The organism is Streptomyces sp. NPDC007983 (genome assembly GCF_042958345.1).
Lineage (GTDB): Bacteria > Actinomycetota > Actinomycetes > Streptomycetales > Streptomycetaceae > Streptomyces.
In genome coordinates this window covers 721,690-732,370 of the sequence record NZ_JBIBJI010000004.1, presented here as the reverse complement: position 1 = coordinate 732,370, position 10,681 = coordinate 721,690, and the positions used below count along the sequence as shown (strand labels likewise).

General features: G+C 70.7%; 10 protein-coding genes. 5 read left to right on the top strand and 5 right to left on the bottom strand.

Features of this window, described 5'->3' with window-relative positions; all coding sequences use genetic code 11:
* Positions 1 to 106: 106 nt before the first annotated feature.
* Genes ACFZCY_RS16855 through ACFZCY_RS16845 form a run of 3 tightly spaced genes read right to left on the bottom strand, consistent with a single transcriptional unit; the run spans position 107 to position 3,532 of the window.
* Positions 107 to 1,492 (bottom strand): serine hydrolase, encoded by a 1,386-nt coding sequence (locus ACFZCY_RS16855; protein ID WP_391173559.1) that lies wholly within the window; start codon positions 1,490 to 1,492, stop codon positions 107 to 109.
* Between the two features lie 55 nt (positions 1,493 to 1,547).
* Complete coding sequence (locus tag ACFZCY_RS16850; protein ID WP_391173557.1) at positions 1,548 to 2,747, bottom strand: copper amine oxidase; 1,200 nt, start codon at positions 2,745 to 2,747, stop codon at positions 1,548 to 1,550.
* A gap of 14 nt (positions 2,748 to 2,761) precedes the next feature.
* The gene (locus tag ACFZCY_RS16845; RefSeq protein WP_391173554.1) at positions 2,762 to 3,532 is read right to left on the bottom strand and encodes a hypothetical protein; all 771 of its coding nucleotides are present in this window, start codon (positions 3,530 to 3,532) and stop codon (positions 2,762 to 2,764) included.
* Between the two features lie 482 nt (positions 3,533 to 4,014).
* On the opposite strand from ACFZCY_RS16845, the gene ACFZCY_RS16840 reads away from it, so the two are divergent.
* The 3 genes from ACFZCY_RS16840 to ACFZCY_RS16830 all read left to right on the top strand — a co-directional run bounded on the left by ACFZCY_RS16840 (position 4,015) and on the right by ACFZCY_RS16830 (position 5,502).
* On the top strand, positions 4,015 to 4,422 hold the full coding sequence (locus tag ACFZCY_RS16840; RefSeq protein ID WP_391173551.1) for a helix-hairpin-helix domain-containing protein: 408 nt from the start codon (positions 4,015 to 4,017) through the stop codon (positions 4,420 to 4,422).
* A gap of 123 nt (positions 4,423 to 4,545) precedes the next feature.
* Entirely contained in the window at positions 4,546 to 4,863 is a 318-nt protein-coding gene (locus ACFZCY_RS16835) for a hypothetical protein (protein WP_391173548.1), read from the top strand.
* A 9-nt stretch (positions 4,864 to 4,872) separates the two neighbouring features.
* Positions 4,873 to 5,502: a YigZ family protein gene (locus ACFZCY_RS16830; protein WP_391173545.1), complete on the top strand. Its 630-nt coding sequence runs from the start codon at positions 4,873 to 4,875 to the stop codon at positions 5,500 to 5,502.
* 7 nt (positions 5,503 to 5,509) lie between these two features.
* Here ACFZCY_RS16830 and ACFZCY_RS16825 read toward each other — a convergent pair whose 3' ends face one another.
* Both ACFZCY_RS16825 and ACFZCY_RS16820 read right to left on the bottom strand, forming a co-directional pair.
* Positions 5,510 to 7,003, bottom strand: coding sequence for an ATP-binding protein (locus ACFZCY_RS16825; RefSeq protein ID WP_391173542.1), 1,494 nt, complete (start codon positions 7,001 to 7,003; stop codon positions 5,510 to 5,512).
* Complete coding sequence (locus tag ACFZCY_RS16820) at positions 7,000 to 7,788, bottom strand: winged helix-turn-helix domain-containing protein (RefSeq protein WP_391173539.1); 789 nt, start codon at positions 7,786 to 7,788, stop codon at positions 7,000 to 7,002. The genes ACFZCY_RS16825 and ACFZCY_RS16820 overlap by 4 nt, the downstream gene beginning before the upstream one ends.
* 175 nt (positions 7,789 to 7,963) lie before the next feature.
* On the opposite strand from ACFZCY_RS16820, the gene ACFZCY_RS16815 reads away from it, so the two are divergent.
* On the top strand, positions 7,964 to 8,566 hold the full coding sequence (locus tag ACFZCY_RS16815) for a carbonic anhydrase (RefSeq protein ID WP_391173692.1): 603 nt from the start codon (positions 7,964 to 7,966) through the stop codon (positions 8,564 to 8,566).
* A 170-nt stretch (positions 8,567 to 8,736) separates the two neighbouring features.
* A complete protein-coding gene (locus tag ACFZCY_RS16810) occupies positions 8,737 to 10,596 on the top strand; it encodes a SulP family inorganic anion transporter (RefSeq protein ID WP_391173537.1) in 1,860 nt (619 codons plus the stop codon).
* Positions 10,597 to 10,681: the final 85 nt, after the last annotated feature.

Here is a 10,681-nt window from a genome sequence, read left to right as displayed (position 1 = left end):
GGCCCTTCAGAGCGGTTGAAAGGGGTGGAACTCGGGTGATGAGGCGCCGCGCGCGGCCGTGGCAAGGCGGGGGAGACGGCCGTGGTGGGGAGTGCGGTGGTGAACCTCAGACGAGGGCGCTCTTACGGGCCATCCGGCCCGAGAGCTGAATGCGGTCGACCGCTCCGGTGCGTGGGTCGCGCACGAAGCGGCCACCGGGAATCCGGCGTCCGGAGGACGGGTCCACCAGGTCGCAGGTCAGGTCCTCGTGGCAGACGAGTGGCGCGGGGACGTCACCGTCCACGGACAGGGCGAGCGTGCCGCTGTCGCTCATCGTCACCTGGTACTCGACGTCGCCGTTGAGGTAGATCCCGGTGCACTGCGCCGTCGCGGCCGTGGGGGAGGCCGGAGGCGTCATGGGGGTGGCCGGACGCGGCCGGGCCGGTGCTCCGGGGACCGGGATGCCGGTGATCTCCTCCAGCTCGCCGGTCAGTTCGTGCCACAGGTCGGCACCGCTGTTGGAGTTGCTGGTGAAGGCGACCACGGTGCCGGTGTGCGGATCGGCCCGCAGATAGCAGGAGGTGCCCTGGGCGTTTCCGTCGTGCCCGAACCAGGTGGCCGCGTCCCGCTGGAAGAGCGCGAACCCCAGCCCCCAGCCGTCGGCGAGGACACCGGGGTCGGCACCCGGCACCGGCCGCCGCATCTCCTGCGCCAGCTCCGGCGGCAGCAACCCGCCCGGGCCGTCGTGGGTATGGGCCAGGGCCAGCGCCACCAGGTCCCGGGCACTGGCCCTCAGGGCACCGGCCGCGGCCTCCGCCGGAGCGAGGTTCTGGTGCACCGGCCGGGTCCGGCCCGACGCCTTGTTGGCCGAGTGGCCGCGAGCGGCCTGCCGCCCCGGCGTACCGGGTGCGCCGATGAACGACGGCATGGTGCCCAGCGGCTCCAGCAGGATGGACCGTACGGCCTCCTGCCAGCTCATCCCGGTGACCGTCTCGATCAGCCGGCCCGCCGCGACATAGCCCGCGTTGGAGTAGGAGAAGTCGGTCCCCGGGGCCATCACCAGCGTGCCGTCGGTGCAGTGGGTCTGCAGATAGCGCGCGGTGGTCAGCGCGGCCACATGGTCGGAGTCGGGCCCGGACGCGAGTCCGGCGGTGTGGCTGAGCACCTGCCGCACCGTGCACGGCGGCCCGGCCCGCCGCAGCTCCGGCACATGGTCGCCGAGCTGGTCGTCCAGTTCCACATCGCCGTCGGCGACCAGGAGCATGACGACGGTGGCGGTGTAGCACTTGGTGAGGGAGCCGATGGGCACCGCCGTGTCGGCGGTGAACGGCTCCCCGGTTATGGAGTCCAGCACTCCGGTGTGCACGGCGCGGGCGGTTCCGCCGCTGTGCACGGCGAGTTGGGCTCCGGGCACCTGATGGGCCCGCGCCAGGGCGTGGAGGCGGTCCTGGAGGTCGTGGCGGGCCGTGGGCCGCCGCTCGTCGCCGGACGTTCTCGTGGGCCGGTGTAACACTGGGCACTCCTTGCCGCGGATGGACGGTTGGAGGGGACGGGGCGGGCCCGGTCGGTCACGGCAGCCGGCTCGCCGCCGTGACGTCCCGGGGGACGATCCGGAAGCTCTGCCAGTGCGTGGGCATCGGGTCCTGGTCCTCGTCCCGTGGCACGTGGTGGTAGTCGACGCTCACCCAGGCGACCGGGTCGGTGACCTTCTCGCCGCCTGTGTACTTGTCGACCGAGGCGGCGCAGCCCTTCGCGGTGTTGCCGTAGGCCAGCCGCTCGCATTCCCGGTATTGGGTGACATACACGTCGTGATGCGTGAACTTCTCGATATCGCCCGGACCCCGGTACTGATCGCTGTCGTGGTTGTCGATCTCCCAGGACATGGGATGGCCGTCGTCGTTCTCGGCCGCCGGGTTCACCACCCGCCAGAAGCGGGCGGGCGCCAGATCCGCCCCCGTCTCCTTGGACAGCTCGGTGCGCTTCATGGTGCGCTTGGTCGTACCGCTGCCCTCGAAGTCGTACTGCTCCACGACGTTGTTCGACTGGCCGTTCACATCGAAGTCCAGCCGCCAGAAGATGTTGTGCGAGTGGTTCTCGCTGAACCGCTGGGAGCCCACGCCCGTCGGCCACCCGCTGGTCGCGTCGGAGAACGCGAACGGCGAGAGGGATCCGGTGGCGCCCGCTCGCGGGGTGATGGCACCGTCGTCGGAGAAGTGCCACTCCATGATGTAGTCGTACCAGCCGATCTCGGACACCGAGAACACGACCAGATCGCTCCCGTGCCGCACGCCCTTCTCCACCGCGCTCTTGTACGCGAACGGCCGCGGCTGCTCCTGACTGCACATCACCGGGGTGTCCTGGTAGTTCCAGAGCTTGCCCGTGGGGCAGTCGTCCTTCGAGAGCTTGGTGAGCGTGCCCTGCCCGAGGTCGCCGAAGCCGATGGACGACACGTCGTAGAAGCGCGGCTGGCCGCTGTCGTAGGGCACGTGCACCTCGGCGAGCGACGCGCTCTTCAGGACGCGGGTCGGGGTGCCGCGGTTGGGGGTGTACGTCACATCGCTGAGCTCCACACCGGTGCTGCGGTCGATGTTCCAGCACATCTGCCAGCGGGCGCCGTTCTTCAGCGTCTTGTCGACGCGATCGGCCTCGGGACAGGAGGGAGTCGCCGGGGCCTTCCGGGGAGCGGCGGACGCCGGACCCGGCACCCACAGCGTCAGCAGACCCACCACGGCCATGAGCACACGGGCACGCCGAAACGAACTGAACACGAACTGAGCTCCCCTCACAGGCCTATGACGGCGGTGCGCCGGGCCGAGAGATCGATGACGATCCTGCTGGTGTCGATCCACTTGCCGCCCGGGATGCGCACGAAGAGCTGTACGCACCGGTGGGTGCCGCACCGCGACACCTGCTCGGCGCCCTTGACGCCCTTGGCGCGGGACCCGAGGAACGACATGCCCTGGATCCGCAGCTGGGAGGGCGAGGTCAGCCGCTTCTTGGTCTCCGCCCGGTAGGAGGCGCGCATTCCGTCGCCGAGCCGGCGGTCGGCGAGGATGACCTTCACCGCCTGCCGGACCTCCGCCAGTGTGGGCGGCGGCTGGACGTCGTGCTGCCGGGACGAGCGCACGACCTTGCCGGAGCGCAGATCGACGAGCCGGGTGATCAGGCTGTCCGAGGCGTAGTCGTAGAGCTGGACTTCGGCCTCGCTGTCGGGGGCCGAGGCGGCGGCCGACTTGGCGCGCGGCGGACGGCGGGTGTCCAGCACCTCGGCGCCGGAACCGCCCGCGGCGTTCTTCTCCCCGCCCTCGGCGCCCTTGGCGCTCTCGCCCTTGGTGTTCTCGTCCTCGGTGTTCTTCTTCTCGCCCTGGGGTGTGGGCCGTTGCCCGGTGGCGGTGCCGACGGCGATCCGGGACGCCTCCCGGGTCTCCTCCGACGTCAGCGGCCCGGTGTGCGAGGCGACGCTCGCCGCGGGGGCCGAGTCGCCGGGCGCGGGCGATCCGGTCGCCTTCAGCGCAACGATCCCCCCGCCGGTCAGCACCGCCGCCAGGCCCACGGCCGCGGATACGCGCCATCCCCGATTCCGGTGGCCCGTCCCTTCGGCCCTACCGTCCCCAGTGGCCTTGATCGTCATCACCCAGCCGTTCCCGTTGTCGGTCAAGTGAGCCCGGGCAGGGCTCCGTGACAGCACCCGGCAGGCATCAAGGGGGTGTGACCGCTGGTGTGTGTGCGTCTCATTCGCCTCATTCACATGAATCGAGACGCTTCCTCACGCTTTCTGCACCCAGCGCGCGCATCCCCCCGGACTCTGCGCTGTCCACTGTCGGCTCACGTTTTCACCCCTCCGGGCGCGGTAACAGTCGCATTTGTAATGAAGGCACCGTGAAAAACGCATGTGCCGAAGGGCAGCAATTCGCCGAGTACCACGGTTTCGGGGGTGGGAGACGCAACATCCGGGGAATGTTGTGCGCGGCGCCGGGAGGCCGCAAAGTGACCACGCGCAAAGCCCGTTGGCGATGTGTCTGCCATCATGCTCACATGAGCCATTTGATCACCATTCGATGTGACATCTGTGGCGCCATTTGTACATCCGACGCGGCCGACAGCGTGAGCGCGGCACGAGCGGCGATGGTCCCGCTGAGCTGGGCCAGGACGCTCCGGGATGGCCGGGTGATCGATGTGTGCTCCGCGTGCCGCGTACGGGAAAAGGGGCCGGGGATGCCGGCCCGGGAGGCCGGTTGTTCATGTGAGGGCGGTGAACTCTTCGATGTTCTGGGGCATGACAGATTCGGGCATCGGCTGGCGAACACCTTGCTGCGGGCCGGTGTCGACAGCGTCGAACGGTTGTCCAGTCTCTCCGCCCGGCAGCTGCGCGGTCTGGAGGGAATCGGAGCCGCGAGCGCGCGGCGCGCGCTCAGCTGTCTCCGCTCCGAATCGGGCGGTTAGCGATCCCCTCGAACATTTCATCGGAACTGGAGTTCGGGGAGTGAGAAATCGGCCAAATGATCGAACCGTGCCTGTGTCCGTGTCCATACCCATGACTGGTACACCGATAGCCGAGAGGTAAATGTGAACGAATTCCCCGCCACCGTCTCCTCGGACACTCCCATGTACACCAGCCGGCGGCACCGCGCGCTCTGGGTCGTGGGCGTGGTGTTCTCCGCCGGGCTGCTGGCGCCGGTGCTGTTCCTCGGCGCCGCCAGGAAGGGCGTCGTGCGGCACGTGGTCCCCGCCGTCTACGCGGCGGTCATCTACCCCGTCGCACTGGGCCGGCAGTGGCTGCCCGACCCGGGCGACTGGATCTCATGGACCCTCGCCGCCGTGGTGCTCACCGCGGCGGCCCACGCCGCACTCCTGCCCGTCCCCCGCGCAGAGGCCGGGACGTAGGCTGGCCGCATGCAGGAGCAGTACCGGACGGTCGCGCGCGAAGCCGTGCACGAGGTCGAGATCAACAAGTCCCGTTTCCTCTGCACGCTCGCGCCCGCCGCGACCGAGCAGGAGGCCCAGGAGGTCATCCAGCGGATCCGCAAGGAACACCCCACCGCCAACCACAACTGCTTCGCCTACGTCATCGGCGCCGACGGCGACGTACAGAAGGCGAGCGACGACGGGGAACCGGGCGGCACCGCGGGCGTACCGATGCTGCAGATGCTGGTGCGCCGCGAGGTGCGGTACGCGGTGGCCGTGGTCACCCGCTACTTCGGGGGCGTGAAGCTCGGCGCGGGCGGGCTGATCCGCGCGTACGGCGGAGCGGTCGGCGAGGCGCTGGACGCGCTGGGCACCGTCACCCGCCGGCGGTTCCGGCTGGCGACGGTCACCGTCGACCACCAGCGGGCCGGAAAGCTGGAGAACGACCTGCGCGCGACGGGCCGGGTGGTACGGGACGTCCGGTACGCGGAGGCGGTGACCATCGAGGTGGGGCTGCCCGAGGCGGACGTGGCGGCCTTCCGCGGCTGGCTGGCGGACGCCACCGCGGGGACGGCCGGTCTCGAACTGGGCGGCGAGGCATACGAAGAGGCCCCCTGAGCAGGGGCTAGACGGAGGCATGGACGGTGGGCTCCGGGACGGATTTGCGGCGCAGCTGCATTCTGGCCGGGCGTCCCGGGCCGCCGGACCTGACCGGGGAGCGCAGCCGGACCGCGGCGTCCAGCCCACCGCCGGGAGCCGCGTTCAGCGTGGCCTCGCCGCCACTGGCGTGGGCCAGCCGCTGGACCAGGGAGAGCCCGAGGCCGGTGCCGCCCTTGGGGGAGTCGGGGGCCCGCCAGAAGCGGTCGAAGGCACGGCGGCGCTGCTCCGCGGTCATGCCCGGGCCCTGGTCGATGACGTGCACCTCGACCCAGGTGGGGCGGCCGTCCCGGTGCAGATGGCGGCGGTCCGGCCCGGGGTGGCGCAGGTCGAGGGTGACGGTGCTGCCCAGCGGCGAGGAACGCAGCGCGTTGGACAGGAGATTGTCCAGGATCTGCTCGACGGCCCCGGGCACCGCGAGGGCGTGGCCGACCGGGACGCCGCGCAGGACGAGATGGGCGTGGTGCTTCTCGAACAGCGGGGTCCAGGTGCGCAGCCGCTCCGTGCACAGCTCGTCCAGGTCGACCTGCTCCGGCGTCACGGCGCCCTCCTCCATACGGGCCATCGCCAGCAGCCCCCCGACCATCCGGGCCAGCCGCTCGGTCTCGGTCGTCGCGGCGGTGAGATGGGGACGCGCGTGCTCGGCGAGGTCGGGTTCCAGGTTGTCCAGGCGCAGCCGCAGCGCCGCGAGCGGCGTCTTGAGCTGGTGGGAGGCCTCGGCCGCGAACGCGCGCTGGGCCTCCAGCAGATGGGCGAGACGGGCCGCGGTCTGGTTGAAGGTGGCCGCCAGGCTGCGTACCTCCGGCGGCCCGGACGTCACCGGGGCGGGCGTGGGGGCCTTGCCGTCGGCCAGCCGGTGCGCGAAGCGCTCCAGCTCCACGATGGGACGGCTGGTCCAGCGGGCGAAGATCAGCGCCACCACGGCGGCCCCGGTCAGGATCACCAGCCCGGCCAGGGCCAGCAGCAGCCACGCCCGGTGCACCTTGGAGTGCACCGCGTCGGTGGGGACGATGAGCCGGACCGCACCCTGGAGCTGGTTCCCGTGGGTGACGGGAAGGGCGATGGAGAGATAGCTGACCCCGCCGATGGTGGAGGTCCGTACGTCGACCGCGTCATGACCCCCCAGCGCCGCCGCGATCTCGGGCCGGGACGTCACGTCCCGCGCTTGGTCGGCGGGCAGCGGATGGGAGGCGGCGAGCACTCCGCCGTCGGCGGCCACGATCAGCACCTCGCCGCCGATGCGCTCGGCGCAGTGCACGACCCGTGACGGGAGTTCCCGCTCCTCCCGGCCCGCCATGATGGACAGGGAGGCGAACGCGGACACCGATTCGGCCTCGTCCTCGGCCGCGGAGATGACCCGCTCCTTCTCGGACCGGCTGTAGATGTAGCCGAGCGGGATCTCGAAACACAGCAGGACCAGGACGGCGAGGCTCAGATAGCCGAGCAGCAGACGACGGGTCACGGCCGGGCGGCCTCCGGAACTCCGGTGTGCACGGCGAGCCGGAAGCCCACGCCGCGCAGGGTCTGGATCCAGGCCGGATCGCCGAGCTTGCGGCGCAGGGTGGCCACGTGCACGTCCAGGGTCTTGGTCGGCCCGTGGAAGTGCGGGTCCCACACCCGGTCGAGGATCTGCTGACGCGAGTACACGGCGCCGGGATCCTCGGTGAGCAGGGCCAGCAGCTCGAACTCCTTCGGGGTGAGGGCGACCGGGGCGCCGCCCACCCACACCTGCCGGGTCCTGCGGTCCACGATCAGCGGCTCCTGGCCCTCCAGCGTCTGGTGCTGCACCGGGGCCGGGGCCGGGGCGGGCGCCGGTTCCGGTTCGAAGACCGGCGGGGGAGGAGCGACGGTGGGCCCGGCCCCCAGGGGGACGGTGGGTGCGGGCTCGGTGCGCTGGGTGCGGCGGGTCACGGCGCGGATGCGGGCGATCAGCTCACGCATGCTGAATGGTTTCGCCAAGTAGTCGTCCGCTCCCAGCTCCAGTCCGAGTACCCGGTCGGCCTCCTCACCGCGCGCGGTGAGCATGATGATGGGTACGTCGGAGACCTGCCGGATGCCGCGGCAGACGTCGATGCCGTCCATGTCCGGCAGTCCCAGGTCGAGCAGGACGATGTCCCCGTACGGCCCTGCCAGCCCGGCGGTACCCGTACCCACGTGACTGGCCGTCAGCCCGTATCGCCGTAAACCCTCGACAAGGGGCTCGGCGATCGTCTCGTCGTCCTCGATCAGCAGTGCTCGTACGGTCATGGGGTCCTGTCTACCGCAGCGCCGGATGCCCGTCCCGGTTTTTGTAAGGTTGCGAGTGCGGTTCCGAATATTGAGGAAGAACTTGCAATGCTCTAGTGTTCGTTTAACCCTCGTCTGGCGCACGCCTCCCTACGGTGAATGGCATCCGGTGGAAAACACCCGTCAGGGAGGCATGATGCAGACTCTGCTCGAACACGCCCGCTCGTTCCGGCGCCGGGCCGATTTCGACAGCGGTGAATACCGCAAACTGGCCGACGGGCAATCTCCACAGGCCCTGTTCATCACCTGCTCGGATTCCCGCGTCATTCCGGCGCTCATCACGGGCGCCCGGCCCGGTGAGATATTCGAGCTGCGCAACGCGGGCAACATCGTTCCGCCGCACGGTATGCACCTGGTATCCGGTGAGGTCGCCACCATCGAATACGCGCTGGAGGTGCTGGGCGTCCGGGACGTCATCGTCTGCGGTCACTCGCACTGCGGCGCCATGGGGGCGCTGGCCTCCGGGGCCGATCTGTCCCAGATGCCCGGAGTCGGTGCCTGGCTCGACGTCGCCCGGCCCGGACTGGCCACACGGCTCGGCTCCACCGAAGAGGACCCGTGCCTGCGGGAATTGGCCCAGCTGAATGTCCGTAATCAGCTCGAAACACTCAAGGAATACCCGGCCGCCCGGCGCCGGTGGGAAAACGGTCAGCTGCGGCTGCACGGCTGGTTCTACCAGGTCGACAGTGCCGAGTTGTGGGAAATGGAAGCGGACGGCGATTTTCGGGTGCACTCATGACGACCGGACGCCATGCGCGAGGCCGGGCGCCCACGGGAGCGGCCGGGTCACCGATATACGTCGACGACTGGCCGGCCCAATCCCCGGCCCAATCCCCGGCCCATGCCCCGCCCCATTCACCGGATGACGCAAGCGGGCCGGGTACGGAAAGTTTCGAGACGTTACAAGGGATGGTCCAAACTCCCGGTGGCGGGGCCGGTGCCGGCCCCGCCACCGGGGCGGAACCCGGCACCCGCGCGGGTGCCGGTGCGCGGGACGGCGCCGGGGGCGGCGCCAAGGGGCGCGCCCCCAAGGGCGGCCTGTTCGCCGGGGCCAACCTCGGCACCGAGCTCGGCGCCTCGCTCGTCGTCTTCCTGGTGGCCCTGCCCCTGTGTATCGGCGTCGCCGTCGCCTCGGGCGCTCCCGCCGAACTCGGCATCATCACCGGGGTGATCGGCGGCCTCGTCGTCGGCATGACCCCGGGCAGCACCCTCCAGGTGAGCGGGCCCGCCGCCGGACTCGCCGCGCTCGTCGCGGAGACGGTGGAGGCGCAGGGCATCGCCATGCTCGGCGTGATCGTGCTGGGCGCCGGAATCCTGCAGATCGTGCTGGGGCTGATCCGCCTCGGCCGGATGTTCCAGGCCACCTCCGTCGCCGTCGTACAGGGCATGCTCGCCGGTATCGGGCTGCCGCTGATGGTCAGCCAGTCGTATCCGCTGGCCGACAACAAGGCACCCGGCACGCCCATCGAGAACATGCTCGCCTTCCCCGGGCTGATCGCCGACACCCTGGCGAACCCGCAGGCGGCCATCGCCGCCGGGCTCGGCATCGCCACGGTCGTCCTCAGCTTCGTCTGGAAGAAGGTGCCGGGGCCGGTCAAGAAGATCCCCGCCGCGCTGGTCGCGGTCGGCCTCGGCATCGTCATCGCCGCGCTCCCCGGGGTCGAGGTGAAGACGCTCCAGGTCGGCAATCTGCTGGCCGCCATCCAGGTCCCGGGCCCCGAGCAGTTCGCCGGGCTCGCCGACCCCGCGATCCTCACCGCCATCGTCACCTTCACCGTCATCGCCTCGGCGGAGAGCCTGTTCACGGCCGCCGCCGTCGACCGGATGCACGACGGCAAGCGCACCCAGTACAACAGCGAGCTGATCGCCCAGGGCGCGGGCAACACCCTCTGCGGCATCCTCGGCTCGCTCCCCATGACCGCCGTCGTCGCCCGCAGCTCGGCCAACGTCCAGTCCGGCGCCAAGACCCGGCTCTCCCGCACGCTGCACGGCCTGTGGCTGCTCGCCTTCGCCCTGCTGCTCCCCAACGTCCTCGCCCTGATCCCCATCTCGGTGCTGGCCGGTGTCCTCGTCCACAGCGGCTGGAAGCTGCTCGCCCCCGAGCAGTTCCCGAAGATGTGGCACGAGGACCGCGGCGAGTTCTTCGTGATGACCGCCACCACGCTCGCCATCGTCGCCACCGCGCTGCTCGAAGGGGTGCTGATCGGGCTCGCGGCCGGGATCGTGCTGGCCGCGCTGCGGATGTCGCAGGCTTCCGTCGAGCACGTCGTCGAGGGCGACAGCGCCAAGGTCGTCATGAAGGGCAACGCCACCTTCCTGCGGCTGCCGAAGCTCATCGACGCGCTCGAAGCCGTCGGCGCCTCCGGGAAGGGGCGGATCCGGCTCGATCTGATGGGCGTCACCCATCTGGACCACGCCTGCCGCAACCAGGTCGAGGAGTTCGTCGCGCAGAAGCGGGCCACGCCCGGGGTACGGGTGGAACTGCTGATGCCGAACGAACTGAGCGCGCCGAAGGCGGCCAAGGAACCCGCGCCGCGGCCGGACGCGGCGGCGCCCGGCGCGTGGTCCGGCGAACCGTCCGCCGGTCCGGAGGCGATGGCCGACCCGTCCGCCGGTCCCGGCCCCACGGCCGAGTGGTACTACCTCGACCCCCGCCCGCTGGACGGCCACCAGGACGACCACCACGCCTACGACACGGGCTACGGCACCGGCTACCCCGAGGGCGTCGACCTCTTCGACGACCACCGGTGGGGCGGGACGCGCAGGTAACACGGGTACAAAAGCGAGGTCCATGCGGCCCCGGGCACCGATCGCGGTTAACGTGGTCGGTGCCCGTATCGCTGATCCGGTACGG

Excerpts from the sequence above, each read along its gene's own strand:
- ACFZCY_RS16815 (WP_391173692.1), top strand. The coding sequence starts at position 7,964 with ATGCAGACTCTGCTCGAACACGCCCGCTCGTTCCGGCGCCGGGCCGAT.
- ACFZCY_RS16840 (WP_391173551.1), top strand. The coding sequence starts at position 4,015 with ATGAGCCATTTGATCACCATTCGATGTGACATCTGTGGCGCCATTTGT.
- ACFZCY_RS16820 (WP_391173539.1), bottom strand. The coding sequence starts at position 7,788 with ATGACCGTACGAGCACTGCTGATCGAGGACGACGAGACGATCGCCGAG.
- ACFZCY_RS16810 (WP_391173537.1), top strand. The coding sequence starts at position 8,737 with ATGGTCCAAACTCCCGGTGGCGGGGCCGGTGCCGGCCCCGCCACCGGG.
- ACFZCY_RS16830 (WP_391173545.1), top strand. The coding sequence starts at position 4,873 with ATGCAGGAGCAGTACCGGACGGTCGCGCGCGAAGCCGTGCACGAGGTC.